18 protein-coding genes are annotated in these 18,063 nt (G+C 72.4%); 5 read left to right on the forward strand and 13 right to left on the reverse strand.

Translation table 11 applies throughout. From position 1 onward, the window contains the following. Nucleotides 1-15: 15 nt before the first annotated feature. Both ASC77_RS00760 and ASC77_RS00765 read right to left on the reverse strand, forming a co-directional pair. Nucleotides 16-618, reverse strand: a complete 603-nt coding sequence (locus ASC77_RS00760) for a hypothetical protein (protein ID WP_156390859.1) — start codon at nt 616-618, stop codon at nt 16-18. Nucleotides 619-775: 157 nt separating this feature from the next. Beyond that, entirely contained in the window at nt 776-1,303 is a 528-nt protein-coding gene (locus ASC77_RS00765) for a YbhB/YbcL family Raf kinase inhibitor-like protein (RefSeq protein WP_056147576.1), read from the reverse strand. 100 nt (nt 1,304-1,403) lie between these two features. On the opposite strand from ASC77_RS00765, the gene cobA reads away from it, so the two are divergent. Both cobA and ASC77_RS00775 read left to right on the forward strand, forming a co-directional pair. Next, nucleotides 1,404-2,642, forward strand: a complete 1,239-nt coding sequence (gene cobA / locus ASC77_RS00770) for a uroporphyrinogen-III C-methyltransferase (RefSeq protein ID WP_056147579.1) — start codon at nt 1,404-1,406, stop codon at nt 2,640-2,642. Further along, nucleotides 2,642-3,445, forward strand: coding sequence for a TrmH family RNA methyltransferase (locus tag ASC77_RS00775; RefSeq protein WP_056147582.1), 804 nt, complete (start codon nt 2,642-2,644; stop codon nt 3,443-3,445). The genes cobA and ASC77_RS00775 overlap by 1 nt, the downstream gene beginning before the upstream one ends. Before the next feature lie 88 nt (nt 3,446-3,533). On the opposite strand, the gene corA is transcribed toward ASC77_RS00775, so the two are convergent. Both corA and def read right to left on the reverse strand, forming a co-directional pair. Then, complete coding sequence (corA, locus tag ASC77_RS00780) at nt 3,534-4,673, reverse strand: magnesium/cobalt transporter CorA (protein ID WP_156390860.1); 1,140 nt, start codon at nt 4,671-4,673, stop codon at nt 3,534-3,536. 117 nt (nt 4,674-4,790) lie between these two features. Beyond that, entirely contained in the window at nt 4,791-5,384 is a 594-nt protein-coding gene (gene def / locus ASC77_RS00785) for a peptide deformylase (protein ID WP_056147584.1), read from the reverse strand. An 81-nt stretch (nt 5,385-5,465) separates the two neighbouring features. Between def and ASC77_RS00790 the strand changes: the two genes are divergently transcribed. Together ASC77_RS00790 and ASC77_RS00795 are read left to right on the forward strand one after the other, a co-directional pair. Continuing rightward, nucleotides 5,466-6,830, forward strand: coding sequence for an acyl-CoA dehydrogenase family protein (locus tag ASC77_RS00790; RefSeq protein WP_082574371.1), 1,365 nt, complete (start codon nt 5,466-5,468; stop codon nt 6,828-6,830). Then, nucleotides 6,830-8,047, forward strand: coding sequence for an acyl-CoA dehydrogenase family protein (locus ASC77_RS00795; RefSeq protein WP_056147586.1), 1,218 nt, complete (start codon nt 6,830-6,832; stop codon nt 8,045-8,047). Before ASC77_RS00790 ends, ASC77_RS00795 begins: the two co-directional genes overlap by 1 nt. Here the strand turns inward: ASC77_RS00795 and ASC77_RS00800 are convergent. The 3 genes from ASC77_RS00800 to galK form a co-directional block, all read right to left on the reverse strand. After that, nucleotides 8,040-9,449, reverse strand: coding sequence for an LLM class flavin-dependent oxidoreductase (locus ASC77_RS00800; RefSeq protein WP_235547371.1), 1,410 nt, complete (start codon nt 9,447-9,449; stop codon nt 8,040-8,042). The two genes, ASC77_RS00795 and ASC77_RS00800, sit on opposite strands and share 8 nt — an antisense overlap. A gap of 11 nt (nt 9,450-9,460) precedes the next feature. After that, complete coding sequence (locus tag ASC77_RS00805) at nt 9,461-9,856, reverse strand: hypothetical protein (protein ID WP_056147592.1); 396 nt, start codon at nt 9,854-9,856, stop codon at nt 9,461-9,463. A gap of 104 nt (nt 9,857-9,960) precedes the next feature. Then, nucleotides 9,961-11,136 carry a galactokinase gene (galK, locus tag ASC77_RS00810; RefSeq protein WP_056147595.1) on the reverse strand — a complete coding sequence of 392 codons (1,176 nt, stop codon included), beginning with the start codon at nt 11,134-11,136 and terminating at the stop codon, nt 9,961-9,963. 203 nt (nt 11,137-11,339) lie between these two features. Here galK and ASC77_RS00815 point away from each other — a divergent pair, with 203 nt between their 5' ends. Continuing rightward, on the forward strand, nt 11,340-12,776 hold the full coding sequence (locus tag ASC77_RS00815) for a GuaB1 family IMP dehydrogenase-related protein (protein WP_056147596.1): 1,437 nt from the start codon (nt 11,340-11,342) through the stop codon (nt 12,774-12,776). Here the strand turns inward: ASC77_RS00815 and ASC77_RS00820 are convergent. The 6 genes from ASC77_RS00820 to ASC77_RS00845 are packed head-to-tail and all read right to left on the reverse strand — an operon-like array spanning nt 12,742 to nt 17,996. After that, nucleotides 12,742-14,487 carry a BCCT family transporter gene (locus ASC77_RS00820; protein WP_235547373.1) on the reverse strand — a complete coding sequence of 582 codons (1,746 nt, stop codon included), beginning with the start codon at nt 14,485-14,487 and terminating at the stop codon, nt 12,742-12,744. The genes ASC77_RS00815 and ASC77_RS00820 overlap by 35 nt on opposite strands. Before the next feature lie 46 nt (nt 14,488-14,533). Next, nucleotides 14,534-15,127 (reverse strand): LysR family substrate-binding domain-containing protein, encoded by a 594-nt coding sequence (locus ASC77_RS00825; RefSeq protein ID WP_056147600.1) that lies wholly within the window; start codon nt 15,125-15,127, stop codon nt 14,534-14,536. A gap of 10 nt (nt 15,128-15,137) precedes the next feature. After that, nucleotides 15,138-15,398, reverse strand: a complete 261-nt coding sequence (locus ASC77_RS00830) for a GlsB/YeaQ/YmgE family stress response membrane protein (RefSeq protein ID WP_056147602.1) — start codon at nt 15,396-15,398, stop codon at nt 15,138-15,140. Between the two features lie 26 nt (nt 15,399-15,424). Then, the gene (locus ASC77_RS00835) at nt 15,425-16,120 is read right to left on the reverse strand and encodes an FAD-binding oxidoreductase (RefSeq protein WP_235547375.1); all 696 of its coding nucleotides are present in this window, start codon (nt 16,118-16,120) and stop codon (nt 15,425-15,427) included. Beyond that, on the reverse strand, nt 16,120-16,734 hold the full coding sequence (locus ASC77_RS00840; protein WP_056147603.1) for a sulfite oxidase-like oxidoreductase: 615 nt from the start codon (nt 16,732-16,734) through the stop codon (nt 16,120-16,122). Before ASC77_RS00840 ends, ASC77_RS00835 begins: the two co-directional genes overlap by 1 nt. A gap of 38 nt (nt 16,735-16,772) precedes the next feature. Beyond that, the gene (locus tag ASC77_RS00845) at nt 16,773-17,996 is read right to left on the reverse strand and encodes a hypothetical protein (RefSeq protein ID WP_056147606.1); all 1,224 of its coding nucleotides are present in this window, start codon (nt 17,994-17,996) and stop codon (nt 16,773-16,775) included. Between the last annotated feature and the right edge of the window lie 67 nt (nt 17,997-18,063).

Raw genomic sequence — 18,063 nt, forward strand, 5'->3', positions numbered from 1 at the left:
CTCCACCCGTCCGGCTCAGCCGTCGCCGATGGTGAGCCGGACGGCGTCACCGTCCCGGGCGAGCAGTCCTGCCTGTGGCCGGGTGCCCGTCACGTAGTGGGGGAAGTCGACCTGGGGTGACCGGCCCCTGAGGCCGGCCGTGCCGAGAAGATCCATCGCGTCGGTGACCTCGGCGCCGTACGGGATGACGGGCACCGTGGTGAGCCCGGGCGGCAGGACCGTCAGCGAGCGCATCATCCGCCTGACGAACGCCGACGGCGACGGCCCGAGGTAGAAGAGGTGGAACGACGCGGCGAGGCTCGGGACGGCGAAGTCGAGCGTGCAGGGCCCACTCGCGCCGGCCCGGCAGCGGACGCCGCCGTGCCGCAGCTCGACGCCGCGCACCTCGGTCCGGAGCCGCAATGGGCCCAGGTCGGCGCTGTCGACGTGCAGGACCGATCCGCGGGCACGGACCAGTGGGCACGGCACCGGCGGAGTGGCATCGCTGGTCAACCAGACCGTGTCCGGCGCGGCCGGCTGGCAGGGCTCGGTCGACGTCGCCCAGGTCCGGGGCACGGCGACCACGACCTCGTTGATGCCCTGCCAACGGGTCCCTGGCGGCGGTGCGGGGACAGCCACGGCTGGTGCGTTCGACGCCGGTGCCGGGCCGTCGGTGCAGCCCGACAGAAGCCCCAGGGCGATCGCAACGACCAGCAGCGCGCTCCCTGCCCGACCCGTCATGGCGGTGGGACGTGGCTCCCGCCCTCACGGTTCCGGTCGAGCCGGTCCGGACCCCTCAGTGCTGGTAGGTGCCGTGAATGAGGGCGCGACCGGCGGTCTTGAACGCCAGGTTGAACGAGACGACGGCCGCCGAGGCGTCGGAGTCGACGCCGAGGGACTCCTCCTTCACCGCGTGCACCACGAAGAAGTAGCGGTGCACCTGGTCACCCGGCGGGGGAGCGGCGCCCATGAACGCCTTCGACCCGCCGTCGTTGCGGCACATGAACGCGTTCCCGGGCAGCGTCGCTCCCTCGGCGCCGGCGCCCGCGTCGAGCGAGGTCACGTCGGCCGGCAGGTCCACGAGGACCCAGTGCCAGAACCCGCTCGGGGTCGGCGCGTCGGGGTCGAAGCAGGTGACCGTGTAGCTCTTGGTGCCTTCCGGAGCGCCGTCCCAGGACAGCTGGGGGGAGGTGTTGCCGGCGTCCGCGACCTGGTCGTCCTTCAGCGGGTCGCCATCGGACACGTCGGTGCTCGTCACGGTGAACGACGGCACGGACGGGAGCAGGTCGTAGGGGTTGGGGGTGACCGGGCGGTCGAGAGTCATGGTGCTCCTCACGTAGGGGAATCCGCGGAACGAGCCCAACGTAGTCCGGTGGATGAACCCGCGTCATGGGTCGGGGGCGGCGTGCCGGGATGATGGTGCGATGGACGACTTCCCCCTCTACCCCTCCGGACTGCGGCTGACGGGTCGTCGCGTGGTCGTGGTGGGCGGCGGCCACGTCGCCCAGCGGCGGGTGCCGCAGCTGATCGCGGTCGGGGCCGATGTCCACGTGGTCTCGCCGGAGATCACGCCGGCGATCGAGGGCATGGTCGGGGCCGGTGAGATCACCTGGCACGAGCGCGGCTTCGTCGCCGCCGACCTCGACGAGACGTGGTACGTCATCGCCGCGACGGCCGACCACGACGTCAACGAGGAGATCTCCGCCGCCGCCGAGGCGCGGCGGATCTTCTGCGTCCGGTCGGACGACGCGACCCGGGCGACCGCCTGGACCCCGGCCGTCGGCCGGCACGCGGGGGTCACCGTCGCGGTGCTGGGTCAGCGCGAGCCGCGTCGCTCCGCCGCCGTACGCGACGAGATCCTGGAGGGTCTGCGCGAGGGCACGATCGTCGCCCGGCACGAACGGGACCGGACCCCCGGCGTGGTGCTGGTCGGCGGTGGGCCGGGCGATCCGGAGCTGATCTCGGTCGCGGGGCGCAAGGCACTGATGGAGGCGGACCTGGTCGTGGCCGACCGGCTCGCTCCGCGCGAGCTCCTCGGCGAGCTGCCCGCCGACGTCGAGCTGGTGGACGTCGCCAAGCTGCCGCGAGGCCGCTCCGCGCAGCAGGCGGAGATCAACCGGCTGATCGTCGAGGGTGCGCTGGCGGGCAAGCGGGTGGTGCGGTTCAAGGGCGGCGACAACTTCGTCTTCGGGCGCGGCTACGAGGAGGTGATCGCCTGCCGCGAGGCGGGGGTGCCGGTGACTGTCATCCCGGGGCTGTCGAGCTCGGTGTCGGTCCCGGCCGTGGCGGGCATCCCGGTGACCCATCGCGGCATCACCCACGAGTTCACGGTGGTCTCCGGCCACCTGCCACCGGGCCACCCCGAGTCGCTGGTGAACTGGCCGGCACTCGGTCAGCTCGCGGGCACCGTCGTGCTGATGATGGCCGTGGAGAACGCACCCGCGATCGCGGCGGCGCTGGTCGCCGGCGGACGGCCGGCCACGACGCCGGTCGGCGTCGTCTGCGACGGCACGATGCCGGGGGAGCGCACGGTCCTCGCGACGCTCGGCACGCTCGCCGACGAGCTCGTCGCCCACGACGTACGTCCGCCCGCGATCATCGTGGTCGGCGAGGTCGTGGCGGTCGCCCACCCCGAGGTCTACTCCGGGGCCGTCGGGTCCTGATGGCGACGATCCTCGCGGTCGACGACCCGGCCGACCCGCGGCTGGGGGACTATCGCGACCTGCGCGACGTCGAGCTGCGCAAGCACCTCGAGGCGGAGCACGGCCTCTTCCTGGCCGAGGGCGAGAAGGTGGTGCGGCGCGCGGTCGAGGCCGGCTTCGCGCCGCGGTCCTTCCTGATGGCCGAGCGCTGGGTCGACGGGCTCGCCGACGTCCTGGCGACCACCGACGCGCCCTGCTACGTGATGACCGAGTCCGCCGCCGAGCGGGTGACCGGCTTCCACGTGCACCGTGGCGCGTTGGCGTCGTTCGCCCGCAATCCTCTGCCGGCCGTCGACGCCGTCCTTGCCGGCGCCCGGTCGGTGCTGGTCCTGGAGGACCTGGTCGACCACACCAACGTCGGCGCGATCTTCCGCTCCGGTGCGGCCTTCGGCTTCGACGCCGTGCTCCTGGCGCCACGGTGCGCCGACCCGCTCTACCGGCGCGCGATCAAGGTCGGCATGGGCGCGGTCTTCAGCACCCCGTGGACCCGGCTGCCGGACTGGTACGACGCCCTGCCCTCGCTGTCGGCCGCCGGCTTCACGACCGTCGCGCTGACGCTGGCCGACGACGCGACCGCGATCGAGGACGCCGTCGCCGGCGTCGATCGCGTCGCGCTGGTGCTCGGCTCCGAAGGCCACGGCCTCTCGCCCCGCTGGGAGCGGTCCGCCGACCGCCGCGCCGTCATCCCGATGCGCGAGGGCATCGACTCTCTCAACGTCGCCGCCGCCACCGCCGTGGCGTGCTACATCACCGCCCGGCGCTGAGCCTCCGGCTCCGCGGTTTGGTCACCAAGCGCAGACCGGGAACGCTCCCATGCACGGTTGGTGACCAAACCTGCGAGCCGGAGGCCGCTCAGATCCAGCGACGCAGCTTGAAGACACCCCACAGCGTCACGCTCACCAGCAGCATCATCACCAGAGCGATCGGGTAGCCGTAGGCCCAGTGCAGCTCCGGCATGTGGTCGAAGTTCATGCCGTAGACCGTGCCGACCAGGGTCGGGGCGAAGAGGATGGCCGCCCAGGCCGAGATCCGCTTCACGTCGTCGTTCTGGTCGATGCTGGCCTCGGACAGGGCGCGCATCTCCTCGTTCTGCCGCTGGGCGACCAGGGTCGCGTTCACGGTCAGGATGTCGCGGAGCAGCTGGCGGAAGCCGTCGACCTGCTCGATCACCTGGATGAGGTGGTCCTCGACGTCGCGCAGGTAGCGCTGGAGCTCGGGGTCGGTCCCGTACTTCTCGAAGCCGGCGGTCAGGTTCGTGAGCACGGCGAGCAGCGGCCGGGTGGCGCGCTGGAACTCGATCACCTCGCGGGACAGCTCGTAGATGCGCCGCGACACCTGCGGGTCACTGCCGAAGACCTCGGTCTCGATCTCGTCGATGTCGTTGCCGAGCCCCGCCACGACCGGCGCGTAGCCGTCGACGATCCGGTCGAGGATGGCGTAGAGGATCGCCTCGGGGCCGAGCGCCAGCAGGTCGGGGTTGCTCTCGAGGCGGCGGCGTACGGCGGAGAGGTCCGGCGACTCGCTGTGCCGGACGGTGATCACGAAGTCGGCGCCGACGAAGACGTGCACCTCGCCGAAGTCCACCTCCTCGCGCGCGTCGTCGTAGTGCGCCGCGCGCAGCACGACGAAGAGGGTGTCGTCGTAGCGCTCCAGCTTGGGCCGCTGGTGCGCGACGATCGCGTCCTCGATGGCCAGCTCGTGCAGGTCGAACTCGTCGGCGATCGAGCCCAGCTCGTGGTGGTCGGGACGGTAGAGGCCGATCCACGCCACGGCGTCCTCGTGATCCCGCAGGGAGCGGTAGGACTCTGCGAGCGTGGTGGGCGAGTCGACCCGGTCGCCGGCGACGTAGACGGCGCTGTCGACCATGCTGTCGCGGTTGCCGATGCGTTCGACGGCCAGCGAGGCACCCGGCGTGGCCGAGGCGCGTCGTACGCCGGGGCGGCGGACGCGGTCCGTCAGCGAGCGGATCGGCTTGAAGCTGCGGTCAGACATGGCGGGACCTCAGAGTTCGTGCGGGTGCGGGAGGGGGAGCGGCAACTGTCGCTATGCACTGCACTCACCTCCGTCAGTCCGGGTCCTGCGCCGACGTCGAGAAGCGTACGCCGCGGCTCAGCCGGCCGGCCACTCGGGCGGGAAGTCCGCGGCCACCTTGTCGTGCGCCTTCTGGAGCTTCTTGCGGAGCTTGGTCGGGATGCGGTCGCCGAACACGGTGCCGAGGGTGTGGTCGGTCTCGTGCTGCAGGCACCTGGCCAGCAGCCCGTCGCCGGAGAACTCCACGAGCTCGCCGTCGAGACCGGTGCCGCTGACCGAGGCGAAGTCGGGACGGGCGCACTCGATGAAGGCGCCCGGGAAGGACAGGCAGCCCTCGTCGTCGGCATCGAGGTTGCGGTCCTTGCCCTCGGGGAGGGTGAGGACGGGGTTGCAGACGACGCCGACCGTACGACGGCCGTCGGCGTCGGGGCAGTCGAAGACGAACATCGCGACGTCCTCGCCGATCTGGCAGGCGGCCAGGCCGACGCCGTCCGCGGCGTACATCGTGGCGACCATGTCGGCGGCCAGGGCGCGCAGCGCGTCGTCGTACGTCCGGACCTGCGCCTGGGGGCGGTGCATCACGGGCGTGCCCCACCGGGTCATCGGGCGCACCGTGCCTCCGGTCGGGAGCGGGCCGTGGGGGGCGAGGGGCTGGTCGGACTGGTCGGGCATGAGGAGGAGCGTAGCCAGCGTGTGACCCGACCCACGGACCGCGTCGTAGCGCTCGTTGTAACTCCGAGTTACATTTGCATCATGTCCCTCCTCACCAGCCTCCGCCCGGGCGGCCGGCACGGCATCGCCGCCACGGAGACGCGCGACCCGATCGGGTACGCCGTCGCCGCGCTCAGCCGCCTCGCGCAGAGCGACGTGCTCGACCGTCTCGGGCTCCGCAAGCAGACCGAGACCGCCGTCTACACGGCCACCCGCGGTGGCTTCAGGACCATCACCCGAGCCGGGCGGACCTTCGCCCGGGCCGGGGCGCAGGGGAGTCCCGGGTCCCGGCCGGTCACCGCCACCCGCCCCGGGGTCTTCGACCTCACGCCGAGCGAGGACGAGCAGATGCTCGTCGACGTGGTCACCGAGCTGGCCGCCGAGGTGCTGCGCCCGGCGGCCGCCGAGGCCGACGAGACCTGCGTCGCTCCCGAGGTCGTGCTCAAGGCCGGCCTCGAGGTCGGGCTGCCGATCCTCGGCCTGCCCGAGGAGCTCGGCGGGATCACCGAGGAGCGCTCGGCGGTCGCCGGGGCCCTGGTCGCCGAGGCCCTCGCGCACGGCGACCTCGGGCTCGCCGTGGCGTCCCTGGCGCCCGGCTCGGTCGCCACCGCCCTCGGGCTCTGGGGGAGCGAGGCACAGCAACAGACCTACCTGCCCGCCTTCACGTCCGACGACGTGCCGGCCGCGGCCATCGCGCTGACCGAGCCGACCGTGCTCTTCGACGTCCTCGCGCCCGCCACGACCGCGGTCCGCACCGACGACGGGTTCGTGCTCAACGGCCTGAAGTCGGCGGTGCCGCGCGGAGCGGACGCGGAGCTGTTCGTGGTCGGCGCCTCCCTCGACGGCGCCCCCGTGCTCTTCCTCGTCGAGGCCGGGGCGGCCGGCCTCCAGGTCGAGGCGGACCCCGCGATGGGCGTCCGCGCGGCCGGGCTCGCCCGCCTGCACCTGGACGGCGTCGCCGTCCCGGAGGACGCCGTCCTCGGCACGACCGACGGCACGACGTACGCCGAGTGCGTGCGGCTCTCCCGCCTGGCCTGGTGCGCCCTCGGCGTCGGCGTCGGGCAGGCGGTGCTCGACTACGTGACGCCGTACGTGAAGGAGCGGGAGGCGTTCGGGGAGCCGGTCGCCCACCGGCAGTCGGTCGCCTTCATGGTCGCCAACATCGCGATCGAGCTCCAGGCGATGCGGTTGCTGACCTGGAAGGCGGCGTCGCGCGCGGCCGCCGGCAAGGACATCGCCCGGGACGTCGCGCTCGCCCGGCAGCTGTGCGCCGACAAGGGCATGCAGATCGGGCTGGACGGCGTCCAGCTGCTCGGCGGTCACGGCTTCGTCAAGGAGCACCCGGTGGAGCGTTGGTACCGCGACCTCCGGTCCATCGGCGTCATGGAAGGCACGGTGCTCATCTGATGGCCATCAACTTGGACGACCCGAAGAAGTTCCGGCCGCTGGTCGGGCAGGCCCACCAGGTCGCGATGAACATGCTGCGGCCGATCTCGCGCAAGTACGACAAGGCCGAGCACGCCTACCCCAAGGAGCTCGACATGCTCGCCGCGATGATCGACGGGCTCTCGGAGTCCGGCGCGAGCGAGGGCGCGGGTGCTGCCGGCGTGAAGCGCGACGAGAAGGTCGACGATGCCGGCGGGGTCAAGAACGGCACCAACCTGGCGTCGGTGATGTCGATCGCCGAGATGTGCTGGGGTGACGTGGGTCTGCTGCTCTCCATGCCGCGCCAGGGCCTCGGCAACTCGGCGATCGCGTCGGTGGCCGACGCGGAGCAGCAGGCGCGGTTCGAGGGCGTCTGGGCCGGGATGGCGATCACCGAGCCCGGCACCGGCTCCGACTCCGCCAACATCTCGACGACCGCCGTGCTCGATGGCGATCACTACGTCATCAACGGCGAGAAGATCTTCGTGACGTCCGGAGACCGCGCCGACGCGATCGTGGTCTGGGCGACGCTCGACAAGTCGCTGGGCCGGGCCGCGATCAAGTCCTTCGTGGTGCCGAAGGGGACGCCGGGCATGAGCGTCGAGCGCCTCGAGCACAAGCTCGGCATCAAGGCGTCCGACACGGCGACCATCCGGTTCGAGGACTGCCGCGTCCCTGCCGAGAACCTCCTCGGCTCGCCCGAGATCGACACCAAGCAGGGCTTCGCCGGCGCGATGGCGACCTTCGACAACACCCGGCCGCTGGTCGCCTCGATGGCGGTCGGCTGCGCGCGGGCCTCGCTCGACCTCACCCGCGAGCTGCTCTCGCAGGCGGGGGTCGAGGTCGACTACGACCGTCCGGCCCTCACCCAGTCGGCGGCAGCCGCGAAGCTGCTCCAGATGGAGGCGGACTGGGAGGCGGCGTACCTGCTCATGCTCCAGGCGGCGTGGATGGCCGACAACCGGCAGCCGAACTCGCTGGAGGCCTCGATGGCCAAGGCGAAGGCCGGCCGGGTCGGCTCCGACATCACGCTCTCGTGCGTGCAGCTCGCGGGGTCGCTGGGCTACAGCGAGTCCGAGCTGCTCGAGAAGTGGGCGCGCGACTCGAAGATCCTGGACATCTTCGAGGGCACCCAGCAGATCCAGCAGCTCATCGTCGCCCGGCGGGTCCTCGGCCTCACGAGCGCGGAGCTCAAGTAGTCAGGCTCGCAACGCGGTCGACGTCCTCGGGTCCCTCCAGGTCGGCGAGGGCCAGGAAGACCGTGTCGACGCCCCGATCGGCGAGTGCGCCGTAGCGGTCGCGCTGCTCCGCCGGGGTGCCGGCGTGCGTCCGGGCGGCGTACGTCGACGCGCTCGTGCTGCCGCGAAGCCGCTCGACGCGGGCCCAGGTGTCGTCGCGGTCCCGGCCGATGGTCGGCAGATCGAGCACCGTGACCCGGACGCTGGTGCCCGCCAGCGCCGCGACGGCACGGTCGACCTGGTCGGGGCGCACGTTGACCGCGTCGGCCAGTCGGCGCGCGATCCGCAGGGTCCGGGCGCCGGAGCCGCCCAGGACGATCGGGATGTCGTGCTCGGGTCGTGGGTAGCAGGTCGTCTCGGGCAGGTCGCCCGCCGCCTTCGTGCCGGGCGCCCACAGGGCCCGCATGACGGGGATCGCGCGCTCGACCTCGTCGAGCCGCTCGCGCGGTGGCGGGAAGGGCAGGCCGTACGCCGCGTGCTCGCGCTCCCACCAGCCCGCGCCGAGACCGACGAAGGCACGGCCGCCGGTGAGCGCGTCGAGCGTGGCCGCGGCCTTCGCGGTGATGCCCGGCGGTCGGAACGTGATGGGGGTGACGAGCGTGCCCAGGTCGAGCCCGGTGTCGAGACCCGCGAGGAGGCCGAGGGTCACCCACGGCTCGGGGATCGGCTCCCAGGCGCGGCCGACCTGGGGGATCTGGATGAGGTGGTCCATGACCGCGAGGCCGGCGAACCCGGCGCGGTCGGCCGCCGTCGCGATCCCCGCCAGCCAGGTCGCCGGGTCCTCGCCCCAGGGGAACCGGCTGACCTGGAGCACGAACCGCAGGCCCTGCGCGCTGCGTCGCTCCTCCTGCGGTCCGGTCGTGCTGCTCGGCGTGCGTTCCGGCGCTCCCTCAGCTGCACGACCGGCACCGGAGACGCGGTGGACCTCGTCCCAGCCCTCGAGGTCGAGGGCGGTGCCGATCGCGCCGGCTTTCCGGATCTGCCCGGCGATGACCTGCGCCGGGACCGGACGGTCCCGCGCGCGGTTGCGCTCGCGGCAGAGCTCCGGCGGGGTCGTGAGGAGCACGACCACCGCGGGCAGGCCTGCCGCCCGGGCGAGCCCGAGCCACGCCGTACGACGCGCGTCGTCGAGGCCGAGCGTGTCGACGACGGTCGTCAGGCCACGCCCGACCCGGGCGGCGACGATCCGCTCGAGCAGGTCGAACGCGTCACCCGAGGCATCGAGGTCGTGCGGACCGCTGCCGACGACGCCGCGGAGGGCGTCCGAGGAGACCACCTCGTCGGCGCGGTAGCGGGCCGACGCCCAGGTGGACTTCCCGGCTCCGGACGGCCCGACCAGCACCACCAGCGCCGGGTCGGGCAAACGGGGGTCCGTCAGGCCTCCGACCCGGCCGGCGGGGTCGCCTTCGTCGCGGGTGCCTTCTTGGGCGGCAGCTTGGCGCTCGGGGTGGCCGACTTCTTGGGCGGCGCCTTCTTCGCAGGAGCCTTCTTGGCCGGCGCCTTCTTCGCGACCTTGGCCACGTCGGCGGGCGTCGGCTGCTGCTCCCGCGGCGTGATGGCAGGCCCCGGCGCCGATGGCGGCGTGGGCGCCGGCGCGGGGGAGCGCATCAGCCGCTCACCCACGGACTGCGCGGCCTGTCCGACGGCCAGGAACCCGAGCGCGACGACACCACGCGCCTGCTCGGCGGCCTTCACCGCCGCAGCTGAGGGATCGGCCAGCGCGTCGCGCACGGCATCCTGGACCTTGTCGAGCGGTGACTTGTCGGTCATGCCTGGGATTCAAGCACGCTGGCTGGGGGCTCCGCGCCCCACGTTTGGTCACCAAGCGCACGTCGGAGCGCTCCCACCCTGTGCTTGGTGACCAAACGTGCGAGTCAGTCGACCACCGCGGCGGCCCGGCTGGGCTCGGCGACCAGGTGCTGCGGCGGCCGGAAACCGGCTGCGGCGAAGGCGGTGTCGACGGCTCGGACGACGGCATCGACGCGCTCGGTGGGCACCAGGGAGACCGCGGAGCCGCCGAAGCCGCCGCCGGTCATCCGGGCGCCCACGGCGCCGGCCTCGACCGCGGTGACCACGGTCAGGTCGAGCTCGGGACAGGAGATCTCGAAGTCGTCGCGCATCGAGGCGTGGGAGGCGCCGAACGCGCGCCCGACCGCAGCCCAGTCGGCCGTCGACACCGCCGCGACGACGTCGCGGACCCGGGCGATCTCCGTGACGATGTGGGTGGCGCGGCGGCGCACCCGCTCGTCCTCGATCCCGGCGACCGAGTCGAGGGTCGCCTCGCGCAGCGTTCGTACGCCGAGCGCCGCGGCCGCCGCCTCGCAGTCTGCTCGGCGGGCGGCGTACCCGCCGTCGACCAGCGCGTGCTCGACCCGGGTGTCGGTGACGAGCAGCGTCAGACCGGCCTCGGGCAGGTGCAGGGGCACCGGCTGGGAGGTGTCGTCACCGAAGTCGATCAGCAGCGCCGCCTCGGCCACGGCGAGGAGCGAGATCGACTGGTCCATCCCGCCGGTCGGGGCGCCTGCGACCTCGGTCTCGGCCCGGATGCAGGCGGCCACGAGCCGGTGCCGGAGCGCGTCGTCGACGGGCAGCCCCACGAGACCGCAGGCCGCCAGCGCGACCGAGCACTCGAGCGCAGCCGAGCTCGAGAGCCCGGCTCCGAGCGGCACCGTGCCGTGCACGACGACGTCCATGCCGGGCAGCTCGATGCCGTCCTCGCGCAGCGCCCACAGCACGCCGCCGACGTACGCCGCCCAGCCGTCGACCGCACCCGGTCCGACCTCGTCGATGCTCCCGGTCCAGGGCTCGCCGTCGTCCCCGCTCGCGATCCGCAGCACGCGGTCATCGCGCGCAGCGACGGCCGCATAGGTGGCGTGCGGGAGGGCCACCGGGAGCACGAGGCCCCCGTTGTAGTCGGTGTGCTCGCCGATCAGGTTCACCCGCCCGGGCGCCCGTGCGATCGCGGTCGCCTCGCCGCCGTACGTGTCGCGGAAGAGGCGGTGGGTCTCCTCGATCAGGTCCGACGGTCGACCAGGCTCCACGAACGGCATGGGGATCACCCTAGGGCGCGGCTCCTCGTCCGGATGCGCCTGCTACGCGGACCTTCGCATCCGATCCGGCGGCGTTGGAGGCGACTCGACGGGACTCCGTCCCGCCTTCGCACCTCCGCCTTGCCGGGATCGGCGCGAAGCCCCGCTCGCGACGGCGCCGGACAAGGAGCCACACCCTCGAGATCGCCGTAGACTGCACCGACGTGCGGTTCCTCGATTCCACTGCCCCCGGCCACGACCTGACGTACGACGACGTGTTCATGGTCCCGCGGCACTCCGCGATCGCCAGCCGGTACGACGTCGACCTGGCCACCACCGACGGCACCGGCGCCACGCTCCCGCTGGTCGTCGCGAACATGACCGCGATCGCGGGCAAGCGGATGGCCGAGACCATCGCCCGTCGCGGCGGCCTCGCCGTGATCCCGCAGGACATCCCGGCCTCCGTGGTCGCCGACGTGGTCTCCTTCGTGAAGAGCCGCGACCTGGTCTTCGACACCCCGATCGAGCTGGCCCCCCACCAAACGGTGGCCGAGGCGCTGTCGCTGATCCCCAAGCGCGCTCACCGCGCCGCGGTCGTCGTCGACGAGGGCCGGCCCGTCGGCATCGTGTCCGAGGCCGACTGCGTCGAGGTGGACCGGTTCGCCCAGGTGCAGCAGGTGATGCAGCCGATCGCGGTGCGCCTCGCGGCGGACGCCGACCCGCGGGCAGCGTTCGACGCCCTGCACGCGGCGCACGCGCCGATGGCGGTCGCCGTCGACAGCGACGGGGCCCTGGTCGGCGTGCTGACCCGCACCGGCGCCCTGCGCGCCACCCTCTACCGACCGGCCGTCGACGCCACCGGGGGACTGCGCATCGCCGCGGCGGTCGGCGTGAACGGCGACGTCGCGCTCAAGGCCAAGGAGCTGCTCGAGGCCGGCGTCGACTGCCTCGTCGTCGACACCGCGCACGGCCACCAGGACCGGATGCTCGAGGCCCTCGCCGCCGTCCGCGCGCTCGACCCGCAGGTGCCCGTCGTGGCGGGCAACGTCGTCGACGCCGACGGCACCCGCGCGCTGATCGGGGCCGGCGCCGACATCGTGAAGGTCGGGGTCGGGCCGGGGGCCATGTGCACCACGCGGATGATGACCGGCGTCGGGCGACCGCAGTTCTCGGCGGTGCTCGAGTGCGCGGCCGCCGCGCGGGAACTGGGCAAGCACGTCTGGGCCGACGGCGGGGTGCGGCACCCGCGCGACGTCGCGCTCGCCCTCGCGGCCGGCGCGTCCGCGGTCATGGTCGGCTCCTGGTTCGCGGGCACGCACGAGTCGCCGGGCGACCTGATGCACGACGCCGACGGCCGCGCCTTCAAGGTCTCCTTCGGCATGGCCTCGGCCCGGGCGGTCGCCAACCGGACCAGCACCGAGTCGGCCTACGACCGGGCCCGCAAGGGCCTCTACGAGGAGGGCATCTCGTCGTCACGGATGTACCTCGACCCCGCGCGCCCGGGCGTGGAGGACCTCGTCGACGAGATCTGCTCCGGCGTCCGATCCGCCTGCACGTACGCCGGCGCGGCCACGCTCGCGGAGCTCCACGAGCGGGCCGTCGTCGGCGTTCAGAGCACCGCGGGCTTCACCGAGGGTCGTCCGCTGTCGACAAGCTGGTGACGGCGGCGGTCGACCAGTCGGCGGAGTTCTCGGGGTCGTTCTCCACCGCGATCACGAAGTCGTCACCGTGTGCGGTGACGCCGGTGACGACCGCCTGCTCGACGGCCTCCGCGGCGTACTTGCGGCGCACCATCAGCGGGTCGCTGCGGAGGTCCTTCATGAGGGACACGCACAGCGCGAGCATCACGACCACGAACGGGAGGGCCGCGACGATCGTGATCGACTGAAGTCCGTTGAGGGCGTTCGACCCTCCGACGAGCAGCATCACGGCGGCCACCGAGCCGGTGGCGACGCCCCAGAAGACGACCGTACGACGGCGCGGCTCCTGGCTGCCGCGCTCCGACAGCGTGCCCATCACGATGGACGCGGCGTCGGCGCCGGAGACGAAGAAGATCGCGACCAGGACCATCACGATGATCGTCGTCACGGTGGCCAGCGGATAGGCGTCGAGCGTGTTGAAGAGCTGCGACTCGATCTTGCCGCCGCCGGCCCCGGCGATGTCGGTGCCGGTCTGCTGGAGCTTGATCGCGGCGCCACCGAAGATGCAGAACCAGACGAGGCTCACGACGCTCGGCACGAGCAGGACGCCGGTGACGAACTGACGGATCGTCCGGCCCCGCGAGATCCGGGCGATGAACATGCCGACGAACGGCGTCCACGACACCCACCAGGCCCAGTAGAAGATCGTCCACGACTCGAGCCACGCGTTGACGTCGTCACCCTCGGCCGCGGTCCGCGCGGACATCATCGGGAGGTCGGCGAAGTAGCTGCCGAGCGAGGTGGGCACCAGGTTGAGCATGAAGACGGTCGGCCCGCCGATGAAGATGAAGAGCGCGAGGGCCAGGGCGAGCACCATGTTGATGTTCGACAGCCACTGGATGCCGCGGGCGACTCCCGAGACGGCCGACAGGATGAAGGCGACCGTCAGGACGGCGATGATCGCGATCAGGACGGCGTTGCCGACGGTGCCGATCGAGGTGACGATCGTGAGGCCGGTGCCGATCTGCAGGGCACCGAGGCCGAGCGAGGCCGCGGAGCCGAAGAGGGTGGCGAAGATCGCCAGCATGTCGATGACCCGTCCCCAGCCGCCGTTCGCGCGCTTGCCGAGCAGCGGCTCGAACGCGGCGGAGATCAGCTGCACCCGGCCCTTGCGGTAGGTGCCGTAGGCGATCGCGAGACCGACGACCGCGTAGATGGCCCAGGGGTGCAGCGTCCAGTGGAAGAGCGTGGTGGCCATCGCGGTCTGGACGGAGCCGGCCTCACCAGTGCCGGGAGGAGCCGTGGTGAAGTGGCTGATCGGTTCGCCGACGCCGTAGAACATCAGGCCGATCCCCATGCCGGCGCTGAACATCATCGCGACCCAGGAGACGGTCCTGAACTCCGGCTCCTCGTCGTCGCGGCCGAGCGGGATGTCGCCGTACCGGCTCGCGGCGAGCCAGATGACGAAGACGACGATGGCGCTCGCGGTGAGCACGAAGAGCCAGCCGGTGTCCTCCATGACCCAGGTGAGGGCGCTGTCCGACGCGCTCGCCAGGCTGCTCGTGCTCACGAAGCCCCACACGAGGAAGGCGATCGCGATCGCGGCGGTGACGCCGAAGACGATGCGGTCGAGGCCGCCGGGTCGGGCGGCCGCCTCGACGACGGGTTGGTCGAGCGCCGGGTGCTGCGAGGGTTCGGAGGGTGGAGACGGACGGCGTTGCAGAGTGGTCACCAGGTACGCCTACCCATCTCACCGCAGGGGACACCCGTGAGGAGACTCACCCCCGAGAGCTGCGCTCCGAGCGGCCGCGCACGATCCCGATGAACCGCTGGACCCAGGGGTCCTCGTTGTCGATGAGCCACGACAGCCCGATGGTGCTGCCCGGCAGGTCCGTGACCACGCGGTAGGTGACGTCCTTGCGGTGGTGCAGCCGGGCGATCGACATCGGGACGACCACGACGCCGGTGCCGCTCGCGACGACCTCCACCGCGTCCTTCATGCTCATGTCCGGCCACGCGAGCTGGTCGGCGGTGGGGGCCCAGCCGGACCGCTCCGGGAGCACGAGCTGCTCGTCGGCGAGGTCGGCGGTCGTGACCTCGTCGGTCAGGGTCAGCAGGTGCTCGGCACCCATCACCGCGACCGGGAGCTCCTCGTACAACGGGATGCAGTGCAGCCCGTCGCGATCGATCGGCAGGCGCACCAGCGTCATGTCGAGGGTGCCCTCCCGGATCCGCTCCTCCTGCTCGTCCTCGGACACCGGGACCAGCTCGAGGGGGTCGCGGGCGAAGCGCTCACGCCAGGTGCGCGCCCACTTGTCCGGCGTCGCGCCGGTGACGAAGCCGACGCGGAAGTGCCCGAACGCCTCGCTCACAGGCGGAGTCTCAAGCGGTCTTGCGCGCGGCGTACCAGCGCCAGGCAGCGGTGATGACCAGCGCACCGACCAGGGAGCCGATGATGCCGCTCGCGCGCAGCTCGATGCCGTCGCCGGAGAGGAGGCTGATCAGCAGACCGCCGACGAAGGAGCCGACCAGGCCCGCGACGATCGCCATCGTCCAGTCGATGCCGCCGCCGTCGCGACCGAGGATGAGCTGTGCACCGGCACCGATGAGCATGCCGAAGAGGATGATTCCCAGGATGAGCATGCGTAGATCCTAGGGGTGTCCTCGGCTCAGCCGGTCTCGCCGAACTGCTCGACGCGGATCGTGTCGCTCGCGAGCCCCGCGTCCTCGAGCAGGCGAGTGGCGTAGGACGCGAACCCGACGGACCCGCAGATGTAGCCGCGCTCGGCGCCCGCGACCAGGTCGCGGAGCTCGTCCGGGTACGGCGGGGCGGCGACCCGGCCGCCCAGGTTCTCGCGGGTGAGCGCGATGAAGGCGCCGTACCGCTGCAGCTCCGCGGCGTACGGCAGGTCCTCCCAGGTCCGCGCCACGACGACGACCTTGAGCTTGTCCTGCAGGCCGAGCCGTCGTGCGTAGCGGGTCATCGCGACGACCGGCACCACACCGGAGCCGCCGGCCACGCAGACGGCCGGAACGTCGCCCTCCCAGACGAACCACCCGCCGATCGGGCCACGCAGCTCGAGGGTGTCGCCGACCTCGGCGACGTCGTGCAGGAACCCGGAGACCTCGCCGTCGGGCAGGCACTCGACCATCAGCTCGAGCAGCGGGTCGTCGGGGTCGGAGGCGATCGAGTAGGAGCGCTGGGCCGTGTAGTCGTCCGGGGCGCGGAGCCGGACGACGTAGTGCTGCCCGGGCAGGTGGTCGACGCGGTCCTCGACGTGGAAGCGCAGGCGGACCAGCCGCTCGGTGGGGTGGTCGAGCTCGATGATGGTCCCGGTCGTCCAGTCGCCCGCGGGGGCGGCCACTACGGGTCGCCCTGGTAGCGCTGCTCGAGCCACGGGTCGCCGCGGTCGTGGTAGCCGTTCTGCTCCCAGAAGCCCGGCCGGTCCCGGTCCATCAGCTCGAGGCGGGTGACCCACTTCGCGGACTTCCAGAAGTAGAGGTGCGGCACGAGCAGTCGCACCGGGCCGCCGTGGCCACGGGGGAGCGGCTTGCCGTCGTAGTCCCAGACGACCCACGCCTTGCCGCCGGTCAGGTCGGCGAGCGGCAGGTTGGTGGTGTAGCCGGTCGTCGAGTGCGCCATCACGTACGCCGCCTCGGGCAGCGGCCCGGCCGCCTCCAGCAGCGTGTCGACGCTGACGCCCGCGAACGTGACGTCGAACTTCGACCAGGTCGTCACGCAGTGGATGTCACCGAAGTACGTCGAGCCGGGCAGCGCGTGCAGCTCGCGCCAGGACCAGGTGCGGGGCGTCTCGACCAGGCCGTCGACCGACATCGTCCACTTCTCGACGTCGAGGTTCGGCGTGGCCTCTGCCGTCAGGGTGGGCCAGGAGCTGCCGGTGTCGTACTGCCCCGGAGGCAGGCGGTCGGCGCGCTCGGGGCCACGGCGCTTGCCGAGGAAACCGCGGGTGATGGGCACCCGCCCAGTATGACGAGGCGACGGGCGGGTTGCATCCGTCAGATGACGGTGATCGGGATCGATGTCCGCGGCTCGAACGCGAACGACGCGCCGGTGCTGAAGCGGGTGACGGCGACCTCGCCGGCCTCCGGGGCGGGCTCGTCGCGCCGGACCAGGGTCGCGGTCCACGCCTCGGCGCTGCCGGAGACGTCGACGTCGAGGTGCGGGTCGACCGCGCGGACGGCTGCCTGCAGCGGCCGGGTCTCGTGCGGCCCGCAGAACGCGATCCAGGCACCGTCGGCCGTGGCATCGGACGGCTCGACCGTCAGCTCGTAGCCGTCGACCGAGGCCGCGACGTACGCCGCCGGGTTGAGCAGCGGGTGCAGCTCCAGGGCGCGCAGTGCGCCCTCGGCGGTGTCGGGCAGGCCGAGCGCCCGGTGGATCCGCTCGCTCGCGATGCCGGCGATGCCGATGAGCTGCTTGGTGGCGATGTCGGTCGCCTGCGCCTCGTCGCTCGAGCGCGTGCGCACGGCGTGCACGAAGGAGAGGTTGAGCAGGTGCATCTGCAGGCAGACCTCGTCGGCGATCCGGACCAGCGCCGAGTGGGAGAACGCGCCGAAGTCGACGTCGGACACGAGGTCGCCGGCGTAGTCCGCGGCGCCCTCGTCGCCGGGGTCGATCGGGTCGAGCTCGACGACCGCAGCGCGGGTCCGCTCGATGACGTAGTACGGCGCCAGCGGGGAGACCGGCGGGTGTGACTCGTCGATGATCACCGTCCACGCGCAGTGCGGGTGCCGGTCCGCGGGGGCCCGCGGCGGACGGTGGACGGGCCGCACCTGGGCCTTCGGGTTGGTCGCGACCGCGGTCGCGTCGAAGGTGGGGTCCTCGATGTCGTGGCACATCGAGCGCACGTAGGACTCGCCCATCGGCTCGACGTCCATCAGCGCGCCGCAGTGGTCGAGGTGGAAGGTCCCGTGCCAGCGGTCCTGCACGTCGTACCGGAAGTCCATGAACTGCGGGGGAGCGCCGATGTCGAGCTGGAGGCCCTTGAAGATCGTGACGATGTCGGTGCCCTCGTAGCCCAGCGCCCTCTGCATCCGGCGGGTGTAGATCGGGCTGGAGCCCGCCCACTCCTCGATCGCGACCTGGGCCATCTCCTCGCGTCCCCACGCCGAGATGCACCACGCCATGCCGGAGCGGTCGATCAGCTGCCCGATCAGGAGCAGCTCGGGCACCAGGGTCGCGAGCTCGTCGCGGGACAGGCTGGCGTAGTGGCTTGGCATGATGGCTCCGGGTGATCGGGGTCACTAGAACGTGTTGCAGGTTAGCCCACGGTCGCCTAGTTTGACA

This window comes from Nocardioides sp. Root1257, assembly GCF_001425175.1.
In the GTDB taxonomy this organism is placed as follows: Bacteria; Actinomycetota; Actinomycetes; order Propionibacteriales; family Nocardioidaceae; genus Nocardioides.

Excerpts from the sequence above, each read along its gene's own strand:
- galK (WP_056147595.1), bottom strand. The coding sequence starts at position 11,136 with ATGCCGTTCGTGGAGCCTGGTCGACCGTCGGACCTGATCGAGGAGACC.
- corA (WP_156390860.1), bottom strand. The coding sequence starts at position 4,673 with ATGTCTGACCGCAGCTTCAAGCCGATCCGCTCGCTGACGGACCGCGTC.
- cobA (WP_056147579.1), top strand. The coding sequence starts at position 1,404 with ATGGACGACTTCCCCCTCTACCCCTCCGGACTGCGGCTGACGGGTCGT.
- ASC77_RS00845 (WP_056147606.1), bottom strand. The coding sequence starts at position 17,996 with ATGCCAAGCCACTACGCCAGCCTGTCCCGCGACGAGCTCGCGACCCTG.
- ASC77_RS00830 (WP_056147602.1), bottom strand. The coding sequence starts at position 15,398 with ATGCTCATCCTGGGAATCATCCTCTTCGGCATGCTCATCGGTGCCGGT.
- ASC77_RS00790 (WP_082574371.1), top strand. The coding sequence starts at position 5,466 with ATGTCCCTCCTCACCAGCCTCCGCCCGGGCGGCCGGCACGGCATCGCC.
- ASC77_RS00795 (WP_056147586.1), top strand. The coding sequence starts at position 6,830 with ATGGCCATCAACTTGGACGACCCGAAGAAGTTCCGGCCGCTGGTCGGG.
- ASC77_RS00765 (WP_056147576.1), bottom strand. The coding sequence starts at position 1,303 with ATGACTCTCGACCGCCCGGTCACCCCCAACCCCTACGACCTGCTCCCG.
- ASC77_RS00805 (WP_056147592.1), bottom strand. The coding sequence starts at position 9,856 with ATGACCGACAAGTCACCGCTCGACAAGGTCCAGGATGCCGTGCGCGAC.
- def (WP_056147584.1), bottom strand. The coding sequence starts at position 5,384 with ATGCCCGACCAGTCCGACCAGCCCCTCGCCCCCCACGGCCCGCTCCCG.
- ASC77_RS00775 (WP_056147582.1), top strand. The coding sequence starts at position 2,642 with ATGGCGACGATCCTCGCGGTCGACGACCCGGCCGACCCGCGGCTGGGG.